19 protein-coding genes are annotated in these 19,684 nt (G+C 30.1%); all 19 read right to left on the bottom strand.

The window, feature by feature from the left end; genetic code table 11:
- Nucleotides 1–10: 10 nt before the first annotated feature.
- Nucleotides 11–1,174, bottom strand: a complete 1,164-nt coding sequence (gene xseA / locus L8X50_RS04360) for an exodeoxyribonuclease VII large subunit (RefSeq protein ID WP_263659777.1) — start codon at nucleotides 1,172–1,174, stop codon at nucleotides 11–13.
- Nucleotides 1,171–1,872, bottom strand: a complete 702-nt coding sequence (gene ubiE / locus L8X50_RS04355) for a bifunctional demethylmenaquinone methyltransferase/2-methoxy-6-polyprenyl-1,4-benzoquinol methylase UbiE (protein WP_263659776.1) — start codon at nucleotides 1,870–1,872, stop codon at nucleotides 1,171–1,173. Before ubiE ends, xseA begins: the two co-directional genes overlap by 4 nt.
- Before the next feature lie 7 nt (nucleotides 1,873–1,879).
- Nucleotides 1,880–3,064 (bottom strand): hypothetical protein, encoded by a 1,185-nt coding sequence (locus tag L8X50_RS04350; protein WP_263659775.1) that lies wholly within the window; start codon nucleotides 3,062–3,064, stop codon nucleotides 1,880–1,882.
- A 1-nt stretch (nucleotide 3,065) separates the two neighbouring features.
- Nucleotides 3,066–3,479 (bottom strand): peroxide-responsive transcriptional repressor PerR, encoded by a 414-nt coding sequence (gene perR / locus L8X50_RS04345; protein ID WP_133319550.1) that lies wholly within the window; start codon nucleotides 3,477–3,479, stop codon nucleotides 3,066–3,068.
- Between the two features lie 81 nt (nucleotides 3,480–3,560).
- Nucleotides 3,561–5,390 (bottom strand): 1-deoxy-D-xylulose-5-phosphate synthase, encoded by a 1,830-nt coding sequence (gene dxs, locus L8X50_RS04340; RefSeq protein ID WP_263660481.1) that lies wholly within the window; start codon nucleotides 5,388–5,390, stop codon nucleotides 3,561–3,563.
- Nucleotides 5,387–6,199, bottom strand: a complete 813-nt coding sequence (fliH, locus tag L8X50_RS04335; RefSeq protein WP_263660480.1) for a flagellar assembly protein FliH — start codon at nucleotides 6,197–6,199, stop codon at nucleotides 5,387–5,389. Before fliH ends, dxs begins: the two co-directional genes overlap by 4 nt.
- A gap of 4 nt (nucleotides 6,200–6,203) precedes the next feature.
- On the bottom strand, nucleotides 6,204–7,232 hold the full coding sequence (gene fliG / locus L8X50_RS04330; protein ID WP_039619192.1) for a flagellar motor switch protein FliG: 1,029 nt from the start codon (nucleotides 7,230–7,232) through the stop codon (nucleotides 6,204–6,206).
- On the bottom strand, nucleotides 7,232–8,917 hold the full coding sequence (gene fliF, locus L8X50_RS04325; protein ID WP_133319547.1) for a flagellar basal-body MS-ring/collar protein FliF: 1,686 nt from the start codon (nucleotides 8,915–8,917) through the stop codon (nucleotides 7,232–7,234). The genes fliG and fliF overlap by 1 nt, the downstream gene beginning before the upstream one ends.
- 14 nt (nucleotides 8,918–8,931) lie before the next feature.
- Entirely contained in the window at nucleotides 8,932–10,023 is a 1,092-nt protein-coding gene (hisC, locus tag L8X50_RS04320; RefSeq protein WP_263660479.1) for a histidinol-phosphate transaminase, read from the bottom strand.
- Nucleotides 10,013–11,086 (bottom strand): prephenate dehydratase, encoded by a 1,074-nt coding sequence (pheA, locus tag L8X50_RS04315; protein WP_263659771.1) that lies wholly within the window; start codon nucleotides 11,084–11,086, stop codon nucleotides 10,013–10,015. The genes hisC and pheA overlap by 11 nt, the downstream gene beginning before the upstream one ends.
- Nucleotides 11,083–11,844 (bottom strand): HAD-IIA family hydrolase, encoded by a 762-nt coding sequence (locus L8X50_RS04310; protein ID WP_263660478.1) that lies wholly within the window; start codon nucleotides 11,842–11,844, stop codon nucleotides 11,083–11,085. The genes pheA and L8X50_RS04310 overlap by 4 nt, the downstream gene beginning before the upstream one ends.
- Before the next feature lies 1 nt (nucleotide 11,845).
- On the bottom strand, nucleotides 11,846–13,051 hold the full coding sequence (gene lysA, locus L8X50_RS04305; protein WP_263660476.1) for a diaminopimelate decarboxylase: 1,206 nt from the start codon (nucleotides 13,049–13,051) through the stop codon (nucleotides 11,846–11,848).
- Nucleotides 13,052–13,068: 17 nt separating this feature from the next.
- The gene (locus L8X50_RS04300) at nucleotides 13,069–14,130 is read right to left on the bottom strand and encodes an LptF/LptG family permease (protein WP_220566586.1); all 1,062 of its coding nucleotides are present in this window, start codon (nucleotides 14,128–14,130) and stop codon (nucleotides 13,069–13,071) included.
- A 3-nt stretch (nucleotides 14,131–14,133) separates the two neighbouring features.
- Nucleotides 14,134–14,673: an aminoacyl-tRNA hydrolase gene (gene pth, locus L8X50_RS04295; protein WP_263660475.1), complete on the bottom strand. Its 540-nt coding sequence runs from the start codon at nucleotides 14,671–14,673 to the stop codon at nucleotides 14,134–14,136.
- A gap of 1 nt (nucleotide 14,674) precedes the next feature.
- A complete protein-coding gene (locus tag L8X50_RS04290; RefSeq protein ID WP_133319540.1) occupies nucleotides 14,675–15,211 on the bottom strand; it encodes a 50S ribosomal protein L25/general stress protein Ctc in 537 nt (178 codons plus the stop codon).
- A gap of 47 nt (nucleotides 15,212–15,258) precedes the next feature.
- Nucleotides 15,259–16,230 carry a transaldolase gene (locus L8X50_RS04285; RefSeq protein WP_263660474.1) on the bottom strand — a complete coding sequence of 324 codons (972 nt, stop codon included), beginning with the start codon at nucleotides 16,228–16,230 and terminating at the stop codon, nucleotides 15,259–15,261.
- Nucleotides 16,227–16,853: a phosphoserine phosphatase SerB gene (gene serB / locus L8X50_RS04280; RefSeq protein WP_263660473.1), complete on the bottom strand. Its 627-nt coding sequence runs from the start codon at nucleotides 16,851–16,853 to the stop codon at nucleotides 16,227–16,229. The genes L8X50_RS04285 and serB overlap by 4 nt, the downstream gene beginning before the upstream one ends.
- On the bottom strand, nucleotides 16,853–17,371 hold the full coding sequence (locus tag L8X50_RS04275) for a chemotaxis protein CheW (RefSeq protein WP_133319537.1): 519 nt from the start codon (nucleotides 17,369–17,371) through the stop codon (nucleotides 16,853–16,855). Before L8X50_RS04275 ends, serB begins: the two co-directional genes overlap by 1 nt.
- Nucleotides 17,372–17,375: 4 nt before the next feature.
- Complete coding sequence (locus tag L8X50_RS04270) at nucleotides 17,376–19,682, bottom strand: chemotaxis protein CheW (protein WP_220566582.1); 2,307 nt, start codon at nucleotides 19,680–19,682, stop codon at nucleotides 17,376–17,378.
- Nucleotides 19,683–19,684 lie beyond the last annotated feature (2 nt).

Genomic DNA, 19,684 nt, shown 5'->3' with positions numbered 1-19,684 from the left:
TATCTCCTTTTTATAGTATTTGAGCTTCTTTACTCTCATTTATTGAGCAAAGCTTTATAATATCTCCTTTTTTTAGCTTTTCAAGAGAGATATTTTTGCCATCTTTTTGTAAATTTATCAAATTTTTACTTTTATCAAAGAAATTTTTATGCTGAGTTAAAAGTTCCTCAAAATTATCAAGCTTATTTTCATAATTTAATAATTTTAAATTTAAAACACTCTTTAGTTGGCTTTGTAAAAAATCAAGCTTTTGTTTTCTAAGAAAAAAAGCATTTTCTAAAGACTTAGCTTTGGCTAAATTTTGCAAGTGATCGATTTTGTTTTGATAAAACTTAAGATGATTTAACATTTGGTTTTTAAAACACATAGCAAGCTCATCAAGTCCTTGTTCTAAGCTTAGTTTATTTGGAAAAATCATATCAATAGCTGCACTTGGAGTTGGTGCTCTTAAATCTGCTACAAAATCACTAATAACATAATCAATCTCATGTCCAATAGCAGAAACAATAGGCGTTTTTAAAGAAAAAATACATCTTGCAAGTTCTTCATCGTTAAAACAAAACAAATCTTCTCTACTTCCACCACCTCTTGCCAAAATAATCGCATCTAAATTATACTCATTGGCTTTTTTTAAAGCATTTATTAAAGAATTTGGGGCACTTTGTCCTTGGGTAAGGGCATTAAAAATAGTTATTTTGCAAAGATTGTATTCTTTTTGTGAAATTAGCTTTAACATATCTTGCAAAGCAGCTGAAGTAAAAGAAGTAATTATACCTATTTTTTTAGGAAATTTAATAATGCTTTTTTTAGCATTTGTATCAAACAAACCTTCTTTTTCAAGCTTTTCTTTTAGAGCTAAAAATTTAGCTTCTAAATCTCCAAGACTTGTTTTTTGCATACTTTTGGCGATAAATTGATACCTGCCACTTGCTTCATATAAACTCACATAGCCTCTAAGTTCAAGCATATCGCCAACTTTAGGTTTAGCTTGGACAAATTGATTAAAGCCTTTAAACATCACACAAGCTATGCTTGATTTTTCATCTTTTAAATCAAAATACCAATGTCCTGAACTATGAATGGTAATTTTAGAAATTTCTCCACTAAGCTCTATATCATCAAGATGAAATTCTAATAAACTTTTAGCTTTTAGATTAAGTTCTGAAACTTTCATTTTTTTCTTGCAATAAACATAGAGCAAACACCAAAACTAAAGCTTTTATACTCTAGCATTTCAAAATACTCACTCAATTCTTTAATAAATTCTTCTTTGCTTAAAAAATCTTCTATCGAATTTGGTAAATACTCATAAGCACTATAATTTTTACTGATAAATCCACCCACTTTTGGTAAAATATTTTTTAAGTAAAAATCTCTACAAGCAGCTATAAAACCACCCTGCTCTCTTTTAGTAAATTCAAGCACAAGTAAAATCCCATCCTTTTTCAACACTCTTGCAAATTCTTTTATAGCTTCTTTCCTATCTACCACATTGCGTATGCCATAACTTATACTTATGATGTCTGCACTTTCACTTTCAAGTGGAAGTTCTTGTGCTTTTGCTTGCACAAAAGTCGCATCAGGAATTTTTTTCTTAGCCACTTCAAGCATACCCGCACTTGGATCAACTCCTTTTATACTAATGATATTTTTATTTGCCCTTAAGGCTTGATTTTGCCATTCTATAATCATATCGCCTGTACCACAAGCCACATCAATAATATCAAGTTCATTGTTAGAAAATTTAAAAACATCTAAACAAGCTTTTTTTCTCCAACTCACATCACTTCCAAAACTTAAAATTCTATTAGCCTTATCATAAGTTGGTGCTATATCATCAAACATTTTGACTATTTTTTCTTGTTTTTGCATGTTTTTCCTAACTATATATTTTTAATTTTTTAATGCTTTTTTCAATTTGTTTTATTGTATTTTCATCATATGAAATTTGTTCTAAATAATTATGTTCAAAATAATTTTTTAGTTTTTCAATACTTTTTTCTTCAAACATAGTTACAAAATAGCATAATAAAAATTTTATTCTTTCTAATTCTTCTTCATGATTTGTTTGAGATTTTACAATTTTTTTCTTTAAAAAAACTAATTCTTTTCTTAGTTTAAAAGCCACTAAAGACTTTAAAATTTGATTTTTCTCTCCTTGATAAAAACTACAATCATTCTTTAAAATAAAATCCATATCAAGAAAAATATCATTGATTTTTTCATCACTTAAAATAAAAATATACTTTTCTAATTCAAATTTACAAATTTTATCATTACAAATTTGTTTTTCCAAATTCAAAATATAATCTTGAAGTTTATTTTGAATACTCTTTTCAAAAAGAGTGCTAAAAAGCTCAAAGAAAATGCATATTTGCCTAAGACTTGCAAAAAATTGCTCAAAACTTTCAAAATTTAATTTTTGTAAAAAATTCAATCTGTCATTTTTTAATCTTTTTAAAAGCACAAAAAGTAAGATTTTACCCGCTTCAAAACTTTGAATTTGATTTGGAAAATGTAAGCTAATATCTTCTTGCTTATCTAAAATTTTAATACATCTAGCACTATCAAAAATTTTAGAAAAATCTCCATATAATGCTAAATTTTTGCTGTAGAAATTTTCATCATCTGAAATCTCTTTATAGCTTTTAAAAAAGTGAGGTAAATTAAATTGCTTTGCTTTTTCAAAAGTAGGAAAAACAACTTTCAAAATGACCAAATCTTGTAGATTATTTTTAAACTTATAAAGTAAAAATCGAGCACTATTAATCTCAAAACTAATTCTAGTTTTCTTAATAACACTTCCTATAAGTTTTTTACTTTGCTGTTTAAATTCTTTTTTAGAAAGTTTATGATTTTTTTTATCTAAAATATCATGCAGTTTATAAAGTGAAAATCGATAATAATTTTTATTAAATTTTTTATATTTAACATCACAAAAAGGACTTATACGCGTAAAGAAAACGCGTATTTTATCCTTAGAATATATAATTTTTTCTTCTTTTAAAATTTTTATAAAGTCATCATTTTTAAGTAAAAAGCGTCTTTGGACTTCACAAACCATTTTATTTTTTACAAGCTTTACAACCATTCACATAAGCAAACACGCCAAGATAATCAATGATATTGCCAATTTTTTTCTCAAGATCTTCTTGGTATTTATTTATCCCACTATCTTCATAACATACATCTTCTATATGATTGCATTTGCTACAAATTACATGTATATGAGGATATTCATAAATATCATAACAAGTTTTTTGATTTGGAGTGTTGATTTCTACAACCAAACCTTGTTCTTTTAAAGTATTTAAATTTTTATACACTGTAGCTAAAGAGATAGAAGGATATTCTTCCTTAATGCTTTCGTATAAAGATTCTATATTAGGATGTTCATGGCGTTTTAAAATTTTTAAAATACAAAGTCTTTGAGGAGTAGCTTTTAAATCACAATTTTTAAGCAATTGAATAAGTTCCATTATTAATTCTCCGATATTTTTTATATAGTATAACGCTTTTTTTATAAAAAAATGATTATATTAAAGGATATTTTTTATCTTTTAATAAATTTTAATCTTTTTACACAAAGATTCAACATCAATTTCTAGAAATTTTTCTACTTCATTTGTTTTACCATGAGTTATAAATTGATCTTCAAATTCAAAACTTACTAGTTTTATATGATAAAGGTTTTCTTTTTGCAAGAAAGTTGTAATCAAACTTCCCACTCCACCTATCTTAGCACTATCTGAAAAAACAAACCAAGTTTTTGTATCTTTTGCCAATTCTTTTAAAAGCTCTTCATCTAAAGGTTTTGCAAAAATCAAATCTATTAAGCTTGCATAATCTAAACCAAGTTTATCTAAAGCTAGTTTTGCCTTAGCCACACCCTGACCAAAACCTAAAAATACTTTATCGCTTTGCACTTTAGATAAAATTTGAGCTTTTGCAAGTTTTATCTCACATGGATTAAAATTTTCATCTAATAAAAAATTACCTCTAGGATAACGAAAAGCAAAAACACCTTGATGAAAATAAGCATACTCCATAATTTTTTCCATCATAGCCTCATCTCTTGGAGCCGCTAAAGTAATATTTGGTATAGCACTTAAAAAACTAACATCAAAAGCACCTTGATGAGTTTCCCCATCTTCTCCTACTATGCCAGCTCTATCCATAGCAATAACTACATTTAAATTCATAATAGCACAATCATGGATAACTTGATCATAAGCTCTTTGCATAAAAGTGCTATAAATTGCTATAAAAGGCTTAAAACCTTCTTTAGCCATAGCTGCCATAGAAGTAACTGCATGTTGTTCTGCAATTGCTACATCCCAAAAACGCTCAGGATATTTTTCCATTAGCTTATCTATTCCAGTTCCACTTGGCATAGCAGCAGTTACACCTACTATATTTTCATATTTTTGAGCTAAATTTAAAAGTGTATTTGAAAAAATTTCTGTCGCACTTTTTTTGTTCATATTAGCCTTTAAACTCTCTCCGCTACTTCTATCAAAAGCACCTACTCCATGCCATTTGGCATTTTTACCTTCAGCTAATGTATAACCTTTGCCTTTGATAGTTTGCGCATGCACTACACAAGGTTTATTCATAGCTTTAGCTTGATTTAGCGCATTTATAACTTCATTTAAATTATGTCCATCAATAGGCCCTATATATTCAAGTCCTAATTCTTCAAATAAAAGTCCAGGTGTAATAAGTCTTAAACCCTCTTCAAAACGCTTTGCCATATAAGATGCGCCTTGAGGAAAATACTCTAAAAGATTTTCTATGCGTTTTTTAAACTTTTGATAAAACTGCGTTGCCATTGCTTGAGAAAGGTATTTTGAAATAGCTCCAATTGGCCTTGAAATACTCATTTCATTATCATTTAAAATAATCACACAAGGATATTCTCTATCGCCAAGCTCATTTAAAGCTTCATAAGCCATACCTGCACTTAACGCTCCATCACCTATTAATACAACAGGTAAGCGATCTTCTTTTTTTAATCTTATAGCCTTACAAGCTCCAACTGCTAAAGATATAGAAGTGCTTGAATGTCCTGCTACAAAATAATCCCCCTCATCAGGCTTTGTATATCCACTCAAGCCATTAAATTGTCTTAAAGTATGAAAATTATCTATCTTACCACTTAAAAGCTTATGTGGATAAGATTGGTGTGAAACATCAAAAATAAAAGGATCTTTTCGCACATCAAAAACATAATGCATTCCTATACTAAGTTCAACTACACCTAAATTTGAACTTAAATGTCCACCATTTTTACTCACTGTATCTATGATAACTTCACGCAAATTACTAGCTAAATTTTCCAGTTCTTTAATTTGCATATTTTTAATATTTAAGTTATTTAAATCTATCATTCATTAACCATGTTTTTGATTTTTTGCAAACGATTGTTAAGGTTTGACTCTATATTACCCGCATCACTTAATATTAAAATACTTCCCTTATTAATCGCATCATCAAGACTAAATTTAATATTGCTTTGTTCTTGCAAGTGTGCTTTTACATATTCAAAATCATCAGGACTTAACTTTAATTCTATCTTAGTAGCATTTTTAAGTTCACTCATAAGTTCTTTTGCTAAATTTAATGCTATAAGTGATGAATTTTCTTCGAGCTCTTTTGCAATCACTTCCTTTGCAATAATTACAGCTGTATCGGCTAATTCTTTTTCATTTTTAGATAAAAACTCATTTAAATTTTGCACTGTATTTTCAAGCTTTTCTACGCTTTTTAAGTATTTTTCCTTCAAGGCTTCTAATTCGCTTTCAAAATTCTTTTGTGCTTGTTCATAACCTTCTTTAGTAAATTTTTCCTTTGCATGTTCTAATTCTGTATTTAAACGATTGTTAAATTCAGCCTCTTGGCTTTCTATCTGCATTTGCAACTTAATGATATTTCCTGACATTTCATCAGTTTTTTTAAGTAAATCTTCTACAAAATCAGGTTGAATTTGTGGTTGTGGGGCTTGTGGAGCAGCTTCTATTGTTTGATTTTCTACTGCTTGTTGTGTGTTTTGGACAGGAGAGACTTGATTTATAGTTTGAATTTCTTCTTGTTTTTGTTCTTCACTAGAGGGCATTTCACTCATAACTTTAAAATGATAACCCTCAACTACATGAGCAGAAATATTTTCAGGTGAAATTACATTGGTTAATTTTGCCATAATCTTACTCTATCATCTCATCAGCCTCACCCACTTGGATAAGACCTTGTTCTGCAAGTTTTTGCACCACTTCTACAACTTTTCTTTGTGCTTCTTCTACATCTTTAACACGCACAGCACCCAAAAAGCCCATTTCTTCTACAAAAGCTTCAGCAGCGCGCGTAGACATATTGGACATAAATTTTTGTTTTAAATCCTCACTTGCGCCCTTTAAACCTATCATCAAATCACGCTTGTCAGCAGCTTTTAAAACTTCTCTAATCGCATTAGTACTAAGTTGAGAAATATCATCAAAGGTAAACATTAAATCTTTAATGGTTGTAGCAAGTTTTTCATCACTTTGCTCAATATAAGAAAGTGTTGTTTTAGAGGCTTTTTGACCCAAGCGATTAAGCACTTCAGCAACTGCTCTTGGACCACCCACTTCAACTTTATAAGAAGTAAGACTTTCAAGCTTACTTTCAAGCACAGCAGATACTCTTTTGATAATTGAAGGAGATATATCTCCAAGATTTGCCATTCTTATTACAACTTCAGCTCTTAATTCATCGCTAAAATATTCCAAAGTTTCAGCAGCTTGAGTAGTATCCATATGAGCTAAAATCAAAGCTATAGTTTGCGGGTGTTCTTTAATGATAAAGTCTGCAAGTTGTTGTGGTTTAATTTGTGAAAGATAAGCAAAATTTTGATTATTTTCCATACTTTTGGTAAGTTTTTCCAAAATTTTATTGGCAATTTCAGGACCAAAAGTTCTAAATAAAATTTCTTTTGCATATTCCAAACCACCACTTTTTAAGTATTGATTTGATTGCAGTAAAGTATAAAATTCCTCAAGTACTGCAGTAGCAACTGGCTTATCAACATTTTTTGCTAAAGCAATATAGCGAGAAATTTCAGTGATGACATTAATATCCATATGAGAAAATAAAACTGTCGTTACATCTTCTCCAAGTTGGATTAAAAATATGGCGACCTTTTCTGGCATAGAAAGGTCATCATAGACCATTTTTTGTTCTTCGCTAAGCTTTATCATTAGATATCCTTCTCACCAAATTCAGCTTCATTTTCAACAAGTTTTTGCAACAATAATGCCACTTCTTCGCCTTTTTCATTAGCTACTGCTCTTAATTTTTCAAGTAAAACATCATATTGTAATGCATCCTCATCAAAACTATCTCCAAAACCAAGCTGTTCTTCAACTTTTCTACGAGCAGCATTGAATTTTTCAATAGCATCTTCAGCCTCATCAATAATCTGCCCATCCTTACCTTCCATCTCTTCTTCAAGTCTAATATCTGCAAGCATTTTTTGAGAAAATGGCACAATAACTTTTTTGTAAAAGATAAAAAGCAAAATCGCAGCAAATACATACTTAACAGGTGGAATAAAAGGCTCAACAAATCTTGAATAAAAAGTTTGAACCTTATTTTCAACTTTAGCTGTTCTATGAAATTCCAAATTATTTACTTCAACCGCATCACCTCTAGCAAGATTAAATCCTATGGCACCTTTAGTAAGATTTTCAATCGCTTTAATTTCTTTATCACTCAAAGGAATATATTCATTAGTAATATTTCCCTGATCATCAGTAATTACTTTATACTTTCCATCTACCACAACAGCTGCAGAAATTCTTTTAATGGTTGCAAATTGCTTAGTGGTGTTGGTAATTTTTTTAGAAATTTCATTATTAGTTGTAGTTTGATTTTTAGTATAAACCTCGCGCGCACCTTTATCATCCAAACCTTCCACAGGACCGATGTTTGAAACAGCACCTGGTACACCTTGAATTTCTTTATCTTTATAGCCTTCTCTATGCTCTTCCAAGGTTTGCTCACTACGCACAACGGTATTTGGATCATATACTTCACTTTGTGATTCTTCTTTAGAAAAATCATAATCAATACTAACCTTTGCTACTACCCTATCATAGCCACCTGCAAATGGAGCAATAGAAGCAACAATTTTTTGCTCTAATTCATATTCTTGATCTCTTTTATATTTAATTTGAGCAGCAATTAAATCACTTTCAAAAGCACCCTCATCATCTAAAGGAATACCTTTTTGATCCATGATTTTTACATTTTCTGGAGTAAGTTTTGTTACTGAAGAGGCGATTAAGTTTTTAATCCCCATAATTTGCTTTTTATTAAGCTTTAAACCTTCTTTTATAGTCAAAGCTACTGAAGCAGTTGGTGGAACTTGTTGTTGGGTAAAAAGTGTATCTTTAGCAAAAGCAATATGAACCGTAGCACTATGAATAGGCTCTAAACTTTCAATCGTTCTAGCAAGCTCACCTTCTAATGCTCTTTGGTATTTTACCTTTTGTTCAGCTTCTGTGGCTCCAAATTCTTGTTTATCAAAAAGCTCAAAGCCTACTTTATTATCTTTTGGCAATAATCCTGCAGAAGCAATAGCTAAACGCTGTTTATATACTTGTTCATTAGGAACCAAAATCGTTCCTTCATTACGCAAAATATAAGGAACTCCACTTTTTTCAAGTTGAGTTACTATCATCGCCGAATCACTAGTATTAGCATTTTCAAATAATACTGAATATCCAGCTTCGCTAGCTACTGTAGAGCCACTTCTAAAAAGGGTTAAAAATACTAAAAATCCAACTACAACAACAATAGAAGCAGCAATAATAATACGCTGTCTTAAACTTAAATTTTGATAAAGCTGACCTACTTGGTGCAGTATAGTTTTATAATCCATTTATTTCCTACAAACTAAAAATTTTTAGAAAACTCTTCAAAAAACCTTGAATTTTCATACTCTGTACCTATACTTATACGCACAGCATTTAAACCATAACTTTGTAAATTTCTTATTATTATACCGTTTTTAAGCAGTTTTTCAGATAAATCTGTGCTATTTTTTTCATCAAAAAAATAGGTAATAAAATTTGTATAGCTTGGAATGTATCGAATTTTATAATTTTTAGCAAAATCTTCATAAAGTTTCATTTGTGAAAAATTATTTTCTAAGGTTTTTTGCACAAACTCATCATCATCTAATGCAGCAACAGCAGCTTTTAAACTCAAATTAGTCACATTAAAAGGTGCTCGTAATTTATAAAATGCATTGATAATTTCCTTGCAAGCTATACCATAACCCACTCTCATGCCACCCAAACCATAAAGCTTAGAAAAGGTTCCTAGATATACTGCATTTTGAAATTTATGGATTAATTCTTTAGGATTAATATGCTTTTTGCTATCTTTAAATGAAGCAAATTCATTATAAGCTCCATCAATGGCCACCAAACAATCTTCATCAATTTTCTCTAAAAACTCAAAAACCTCACTTGCGTCTAAACACTCGCCCAAAGGATTATTTGGCGAGCATAAAAAGATTACTTTAATTTCATTTTTATGCTTTTGATATAACTCATATAACTCATTTAAATCATGGGTTAAACTTGGAGTTTTATAAACCTTAACTCCTAGTTGTTTTGCATAAATTTCATACATAGCAAAACTAACCCCACATTGCAAATAAGCCTTAGAATGATCAAGTTTTGCATGTACTATATATTCTATGATTTGATCACTCCCACTACCTATGATGAGATTTTCTTTTAAAATATCATATTTTTGTGCTAGAGCTTGTTTTAATTCACTCATAGTATCATCAGGATATAAATGAGCTAAATGTGCATTATTTATGATGGCTTCTTTAGCTTTTTTGCTTGTGCCATAAGGATTTTCATTACTTGCTAGTTTAATAACTTCTTTTAAACCATATTCTTTAGCAACTAAATCCATATCCTTGCCACTTTCATAAGTTTTAATAGCCTCTAAAAAAGGATTAAATTTCATTGCTTTCTCCTGATAAATATGATCCAAGCCATTTTATATGCTCAGCTTTTTTTAATACTCTTTGGACATTTTCATCATCAATATGTCCTTCAAAATCTATATAAAAACTATGCACAAATTCTCTTGTTTTTATAGGGCGTGATTCAAGTTTTGTTAAATTTATCCCCTCTTTTTTAAACTCATACAACAAATCGCTAAGCCCACCTGGTTTGTGTGCAGCAAGTGCTAAGATAGAAGTTTTACAATGAGGCATTTGAGGTATTTTTATATCACTTAAAATCAAAAACCTGGTACGATTTGCCAAATTATCCTCAATCGTTTCAAATAATATAGGTACATTATAAAGTTTTGCTGCAATTTTAGAGCAAATCGCAGCTGAAGTAACATCTTGCGAAGCTAAGTAAGCCGCATGAGCTGTAGATTTGCTTGCTACAAATTCTACTTCACTTAAATCATGACTTTCTAAAAAATTTCTACATTGATTATAGCCTTGTGGATGAGAATATATGCGTTTAATATCTTTTAAATTTTCACTCATACTTACAAAAGAATGATGAATGTCCATATAAATTTCAGCAAAAATCTTTACATCTTCATATTTTCCAAGACAATCAAGCGTCACACCCACTGCACCTGCTGTATTATTTTCTATAGGTACTACTCCATATTTTGCTTCTTTGTGAGCTAATTCTTTAAAAACATCTTCTATATTTGCAAGTGGAGTATAACGACTCATAGCACCAAAACGCGTTCTTGCTACTTGATGCGTATAACTTCCTTCAGGCCCTAAATAAGCTATGCTTTGAGGCATTTCTAAATTTCTTGATACAGCAAAAATTTCTTGGTAAATTGCTTCGATTGCATTTTGATCTAATAAACCATGATTATAATTTTTAAGTCTATTTATAATAGCTCTTTCACGCTCAGGTCTATAAATACTCCCACCTAAATTTTGTTTAATAACTCCTATATCTTTAACATGAAGCATTCTTTCATTAAGCAAAGCCAAAATTTTATCATCAATAGTATCGATTTTATTGCGTAATTTTTCTATATCTTTCATTTAAACCTCGATATGTAGTAATCCTTAATACTATCATATACAAAATTAAGTTTAGTTGTATCAAGACCTTGAGTGTTAGAAATTTTACCACTTAAAACTAAGCCTGTTTGCATACCAAGCTCATAAGCACCAAGCAAATCGCCTTTAAAATCATCACTAATAATCAAAGTCTTTTTAAAACTCACATTACAATCTTGCTGTTTTAATAAATTTAAAGCACTTTCATAAAAAGCCTTACTAGGTTTTCCTATCACTTTATAATCAAACTCGCATGCATTTTTAAGCATAGACATGATACTTCCAACACCTGGATAAAGCCTTGAGTTTTTCTTATAAATACTACCCTCATGCATTGCTATAGTTTGCACGCCATCTTTAATATACTCTATCATATTAGCAAAATCTTGAAATTTAAAATTATCATAACTTGCTAGCAAAAATGCTTTTGGATTTTTATAATCAAGCTCATAACCTAACTCTTGAAGTGAATCTAAAAATTCTTTTGCCCCAAAAGCTGCTATTTTACAAGGTTTTAAATAATCTTTTAAAACACAAAAAGGATCAATATAAACCTTTTCATTAATTTCAAAACCCAAATTTTGCAAATAATTTAAAAAATCTAATCTTTTGGTGTTATTAGTAATAATCACATAAGGAATTTTTTCTTTATTTAAAGATTTAATGAGTTCTAAAGCACCATTTATAGGACTTTTATCATAATCTGAAATCAAAGTTCCTTGCACATCTAAAAACAACATTTTAATCCTTTAAAAAATCAAGCTCTAAAGCAATTTGATCCTCATAACTTTCTCTTTTTCTAATCATTCTTACCTTGCCATTTTCACAAGCTAGCTCACATACTCTATTGCGAGTATTGTAATTACTACTCATGCTAAAACCATATGCACCTGCGCTTTTAACTATGATCAAATCTCCTGCTTTTGTTTTAGCTAGTTTTCTATCTTTAGCTAAAAAATCTCCACTCTCACAAATCCCACCAACAATATCACAAAGGCTTTCTTCTTTATTTTCGCTCAAAAGCTTAATTTCATGATAAGCACTATATAAACTTGGACGCAATAAATCATTCATCGCCCCATCAACAATCACAAAACGCTTTTTATCATTAAATTTTTCATATAATACTTTAGTAACAAACTCACCTGCATTTGCCACTAAAAATCTACCAGGTTCCATACCTATACACACATCAAGACCTTGTAAACTTGCTAAAATTCCTTGAGCATAATCATATAAATTTGGCTCTTGTTCATCTTTATAACAAACTCCTAAACCCCCGCCTATATCAAAGAATTTAATATTAATTTTCAAAGCTAAAAGTTCTTTTACTAATTTTGTAACAATCGCTGAGGCCTCATGGATACTACTTATATCAAGAATTTGTGAACCTATGTGAAAATGCACTCCAACTGGCTCTAAAAATTGTGAGTTTTTAGCATAAAGATACATTTTTTTAGCACTTTCTATATCTACACCAAATTTATTTTCATGCAAACCTGTAGAAATATAAGGATGTGTTTTAGCATCTACATTTGGATTTACCCTTATGCTTATACGAGCTATCTTTTGACCTTCTTTAGCAATTTGCTCCAAAAGAAGCATTTCTTCATAACTTTCTAAATTTACATAAAGTATGTTTTGCTCTAAAGCATATTTTAATTCATCAGCACTTTTTCCAACCCCGCTAAAAATAATTTTATAATTTTTAGCCCCTGCTTTTAAAGCTCTATAAATCTCACCCGCACTAACACAATCAAACCCACTATCCAAAGAAGCTAAAAGCTTTAAAACACTTAAATTAGAATTTGCTTTGACTGCATAAAAAATTTGTGATTTTCTTGCCTTAAAAGCATCTTTTAACATTGTAAAACGCTCTTTAATTTTATCAAAATCATAAATATAAAATGGTGTGTTGCATTCTTTTGCTAGTTTTAAATAATCCATAAAAACCTCACTTGTAGTTATTTGTGTTTAAAATAATAAAAACTTCCTATACTTATTAAAATAAATACTGGTAGCATTATACCAAGCTCTGGAAGTAAAATTTCATTTTCACTCAATCTTGTTAATAAAAACAACAAACCCCAAACTAAAAGTATGCACACAAAAAACACAAAAGCTAAAAGTGCGAGATTAAAAAATCTTGCTGTTAAAGGAAAATAATAATACACAATAAGCATTAAAAATGGCGCAAAAAATGGTGTAAGAACTAAAGAATATAAACTTGTTCTAAGTGTATTAGTAGAAATATTTTGTTTTGCAAAAATTGCCATACTTTCTAGCGCGTCTAAAATAGAATAAGAAGGATTGCTCTCTACTAAAGAAATTCTTTCTAAGATTTTTGGAGAAAAGTCTTCTAAGCCTTTGATATTTTTAAATTCTTCTACGCTTAAACCCTCTTTTGAAACAATCAAATTTTGTGGTACATTAGTAGCTTTAGCGTCATTTAAGTTCCAAGAATCTCCATCAAATTTAGCAGTTTTTGCATGGATTGTGCTTTGAATGTCTAAATTTTTTACATCAAAGATTTTTATATTATATAAGGTTTGAGAACTTGTTTTTTGTATATAAATAAATTTATCATTATATTTAATCAAAACTTCCCCACCCTCTCTATCTACAACGCCACGCTTGAGAATATTACTTTTATATTCATCTGCATAAGCAAAGGCGCTAAAATTAAGTCCTACATAAACACAACAAAAAAACATAGCCCATAAAAAAGGATAAAAAATCACTTGATTTTTACTTAAACCCAAAGCATACAAGCTAACAAATTCATTCGAGCGTATCATATTAAAAATACATAAAACCAAAGCAAGGACTATAGCTAAAGGTAGTATATAAGAAGCTGCTGAACATGTTAAGAAAAATATATACAAAAGCTCTAAATTTGCACTTTTTGGCAGTCTATTGAAATTGAGTAAAAAATCAATCGCTACGAAGAAAAAAGTCAAAGAAAAAAATAAAATAAAAAATGATTTTAAATACAAAGATGAAATATAGCGAAAAAATATACTCATCGTTTAACTTTTTAAAGAATATTTTGAAGCGATTTTTTCTATATCAGAATTTAAAAGCTCAAGTAAAGCTTTTTTGCTATGTTCTAAAACCTTAGTTAAACTTTCTTGTTCTTCTTGTTTAAATTTTCCCAAAACATGAGAAATTACATCTTGTCCTTTTCCTACTCCTATGCGTACCCTCTCATAAGCATTGCCACAAAGATTATCTATACTTTTAAGCCCATTATGTCCACCGCTTGATCCACCCATTTTAAATTTCAATGCACCCAAATTTAAATCTATATCATCATGGATTACAATGATTCTATCACATTTATAATATTCACTAACAGCTTTTACACTTTCTCCTGATAAATTCATATAAGTGGAAGGTTTTAAAAAAAAAGTAGAAGAGCCTTTAAAAAGCTCTCCTTTAAATTTGGCATTTGAAAGCTTTGTTGTTTGCAAATCTTTCAAAATTAAATCAATTAGCATAAACCCTACATTGTGACGGGTTTGGGCGTATTGTTCTCCTATATTACCAAGTCCTACGACTAAGGTCATTTTATCTTGCTTTTTCTACGCCAACTACAGCTACTCTATCAGCATCAACCATAGTTACACCCTCAGGCACAACTACATCGCGGATTAAAAGTGCATCACCAACATCAAGTTTAGTTACATCTAATTCAAAATAATTTGGTAAGTTTTCAGCTGCACATTTTACTTTCAATCTTCTTTTTGATTGGATTAAAACACCTTTATTTTTAAGACCCATAGCTGTTCCTACGATTTTTACAGGAACCATATATTTAGAAATAACACCTTTTTGTGCTACTTTTAAATCTACGTGTTTTAATTCTGCAGTTACAGGATCTTTTTGATAATCAACTACCACAACATTTAATACTTTATCTGCTACTTTTACATCAAAAGCTAAAGTAGTTTTTTTGCGTACTTCTTTAATAAATTCATTTACTTTAAAAGCAGCATTGATGTTTTCTAATCCTTTTCCGTAGATGTTTGCGATTAGATAACCATCTCTTTTTAAAGCTTTAGCAGCTTTTCTACCGATACTCTCTCTAACGATACCTTCTAACATCTGTTTCCTTTCTAAAAAAAATAAACGCTAATTATAGCTAAATAAGTTTATAAAGATTTTAAAATATCTTCATAAGCTATGCAAAATTGCTCCAACCCATCATCAAGCAAATCTTTACAAGCTTTACTTAAAGCATCTTTTGAAATATTTGCATTCAGTTTTTTCTCTATACACTCATCTTTTAAAGGCTCTTTAAATATAATTTGCTTACTTTTAAAAGCCTTAATAGCATCTAGTGGTGCAGTATTAATAGCTTTATCATAGAGTAGTTCTTTAATATAATAATCTTTTTCTAAATCATCACCCTTAACACCTGTACTTGCAAATAAAGCTCTAATATTTGTTTCATTTTGTTTAATGATATAATTATAAGCCTTTGTTGCAGTAAGAATTCCTATATAATTTTTATCTAAAACTTGATTATTTAATAATCTATCAAAACGGCTTACAAAAATACTAATAACTGCTCGAGGCTCTTTTTTAGCTGTGGTATTATTTTTTCTAAATTCTTTTAAACCTAAATTTAAAGCTTCAAAGCATTTTTTAGTTTGCTCAAAATCAAAAATCAAAGTAGCGTTAACATTAATACCATTTTTCATTAATTCTTGCATTACTTCATAAGAAGCTTCTGTAGCAGGAATTTTCATCATCACATTTTCTTTTGCAATTTGCATGTATAATCTTTTTGCCTCGGCCAAAGATAGACTAGTATTATCTTTTAATCTTGGATCAATTTCAATACTAATAAAACCATCATTATTTTCATAATAATTAATAGCTAATTTATCCGCAGCCTTAGCTATATCTTCTATCGCAAGATACTCATATAAAGCTTTTTTATCTTTAAGATTTGATTTTTTGATTTTTTCTTTATAAATAGCTGAGTTTAAAATCGCATTTTTAAAAATAGCAGGATTTGAGGTAGCACCATTGATTGTTTTTGAGTAAATTAAATCTAAAAATTCATGATCTAAAAATTCATTTTCTATAAAATCACACCATAGTGAAAATTTTTTCATTGTATTGCCTTTATTATTTCTTTTAAATCTTTCTTATCTATACAAATATCTGCATGAGATTTTAAAATTTCTTTGGCACAAAAAGCTATTTTTAATCCACATTCTTTAAACATAGAAATATCATTAGCTCCATCGCCTACACACATAATTTCTTCTGTTTTTAAATTTAAAAATTTCTTAAGTCTTTGTAGTATAATACCTTTTGAGTTATTAAACATAATTTCTCCGCCAACTTTTCCTGTTAAAAAACCATTTTTACTATGTAAAAAGTTAGCAAAACCAAAATCAAAATGAAGTTTATTTTGTATTAAATCAATTCCTTCGTGAAATCCACCACTAAAAACAATTATTTTTATATTCTTACTTTTTAAATATTCACATAATTCTTTAGCACCATTCATCAAAGGTAAATTTTCACAGCATTTCTTTACCTGCTCTATAGGCATACCTTCAAGCAAAGCTACTCTAGAACTTAAGCTTTCAAAAAAATCAAGCTCACCATTCATTGCTTTGTTGGTGATTGCTTTTACAGCATCACCAACATTATATTCTTGCGCTAAAATATCGATAGTTTCTCCATCCATTAGCGTAGAATCAAAGTCAAAGGCACAAAGCTTTATCATTAAAACTCACGCTTTAATAAAGCTTCAGCTTTTAATATAGTCAAGATATTTTCTTCTCTTTTGCCTATACCAAAAATCATACCTTTTTCTTTTAGTAAAGTTTCAGGTGGCGGATCAATCCTGCTTCTGTGAATTTTAATAGCTTCTGTTAATCTATCTATCACAAAGCCTGCATTACCTGCAGGAGTTTGATTGCCATTTGCTATACCTTTTAAAACAATATATCTTGTTTGAGGAGTCATTTTAGAACTACCTTGATTAAATCTTTTAGCAAGATCAATCAAAGGCATAACATTACCCCTCATATTAAACACACCTAAAACATAATCAGGTACACTTGGAACCCTAGTATATTCTATAGGTTTAATAATTTCTTGGATATTAAGAATTGGAATAGCGTATTCCTCATCTCCTACCACAAAGCCAACAAGCTGAATAATATCCTCTTCTTTATCTACATCAGGTTCTGCAATTTGCGCTTGTTGTTTTTGCAAAACCTGGTTTAATTTATCATTCATCTTCTTATCCTAGTTTTAAATTTTTTCTAACTACATTTTCTAAGTACTCTGGAGAGTAAGGCTTAGTAATATACTCAGTCATTCCTACTTCCACACCTCTTAAGCGGTCTGATTTACTAGTTCTTGAAGTTACTGCAACAAGTGGGAGGTTTTTATATTTAGAATATTTTCTAATTTCACCTGCTAAGGTATAACCATCCATTCTTGGCATTTCAATATCAATCAACACAGCATCAATATCATGCTCGCCTGATTTAATTGTATTTAATGCTTCAACACCATTAGTTGCTTCTATAATACTTACACCTAGTGGCTCTAATGATTTTTGCATGATATTTCTATCCATTTTAGAATCATCCACTATAAGCACTGTATAATCACTTGGTTTTTCTTTAGTTGTTTTTTTAGATTGCGATTCAATTTGTGCTTTAATATCAACTTTAATTTCTTTAGCTATATCCATCATAGCAGCAACATCGATAATCAAAGTTACTCTACCATCACCACGGATAGTTGCTCCTGCTATACCTTGGATATTTTGCAAATACTCACCCATAGACTTGATAACAATTTCTTCTTGACCTACTAAAGTATCCACTATAATACCAAGCTTACTTTCTGCCACACCTATAACAACTACATAAGTTTGATCAGTATTTTCAAGCACTTGTTTTACGCCAAATACATCTGAAAGTCTTACTAAAGATAAAACCTCATCTCTTAAGCGAAGTACATTTTTACCTTCAATGGTATAAATATCATCAATTGGCACTCTAACTGTTTCAAGAACACTTGCAAGTGGAATAGCATAAAATTCTTCTTGAGTTCCCACAAGTAAAGATTGAATAATCGCCAAAGTAAGTGGAATTTTAAGCTTCATCACAGTGCCTTTTCCAAGCTCACTATCGATTTCAATCACACCATTTAATTTTTCAATATTAGTTTTGACAACATCCATTCCAACACCACGCCCTGAAACATTGGTGATTTTTGCAGCGGTTGAAAAACCTGGTTTGAAAATCAATGCAAATGCTTCTTTATCACTCATTTGATCAGCTTCACGCTCTGTGATTAAGTTTTTCTCTATTGCTTTTGATTTTAACACATCAGCATCTAAACCTTTACCATCATCGGCAATTTCAACAACGATATGATTTCCTTCGTTATATGCTTTAAGATTAACCGTTCCTTTTTCTGGTTTACCATTAGCTATACGCGTTGCTGGATCTTCTATACCATGATCACAAGAATTTCTAATCATATGCATAATAGGATCGCCAATTTCTTCTACAATAGACTTATCAAGTTCAGTTTCTTCCCCTGAAATTTCAAGCTCCATTTGTTTACCAAGTTCACGGCCTAAATCACGCACAACTCTTGGGAATTTATTAAATACTTTCGCAATAGGTTGCATTCTTGTTTTCATAACCGCAAGTTGAATATCTGTAGTGACAATACTAAGTTGAGAAACAACTTGATTTAATTCTTCTAAGAATTTTTCTCCATCATATCTTTCTTCAACATCATCATAAATTTTTAACAAGCGGTTTTTACCTAATACAAGCTCGCCAATTAAGTTCATTAAATGATCAAGTCTTTTAACTTCAACCCTAATTGTTTGATCCATATTTGCACCACTGCTTCCACCACCTGCTGCAGGGACCTTTTTTTCAGCTGCTGCATTTTGTGCCTGTGGAGCTGGCTTACTTGGGGTTGGAGTTGATTCTTGAGTTTTTTTCTTTTCAGCGCGTCTTGCTTGATCTTCAGCTTTTCTTACTTTTAAAAGTCTTTCAATTTCAGCTTCAACTTCATCATCACTAAGTTTATTTACATCAACTTCAGGTTCTTCAGCTTTTGGCTCTTCTTTAACTTCTTCTTTTGGCTCTTCAGCCTTAGCCGGAGTAATTGATTCTAAACTTTCTCCTTCTGAAATTGCGGTTAATCTTGCACAAATTGGAGCTATATCAAGTCCGATTGCTGTATCATTTCCATTATCTCTAATAGAATTTAATAAAGTCTTCATCATATCAATAGATTCTAAAACTACATCCATTACTTCAGGAGTAATTTTAAGCTCATTATGTCTTGCTTTATTTAAAACATCTTCCATATGATGAGTAAGTTTTGTTAAAACATCAAAATTTAAAAAGCTTGATGATCCTTTAACAGTATGCGCAACGCGGAAAATTCTATTTAATAGTTCTAAATCTTCAGGATTTGCTTCTAATTCAACCAAATCATGATCAATTTGCTCGACTAATTCAAAGGCTTCAACTAAAAAATCCTCAAGTATTTCTTGAATATCTTCCATTT

This window comes from Campylobacter sp. CNRCH_2013_0898h (genome assembly GCF_025772965.1).
Lineage (GTDB): Bacteria > Campylobacterota > Campylobacteria > Campylobacterales > Campylobacteraceae > Campylobacter_D > Campylobacter_D lari_D.
This window is presented reverse-complemented; position numbering and strand designations above follow the sequence as displayed.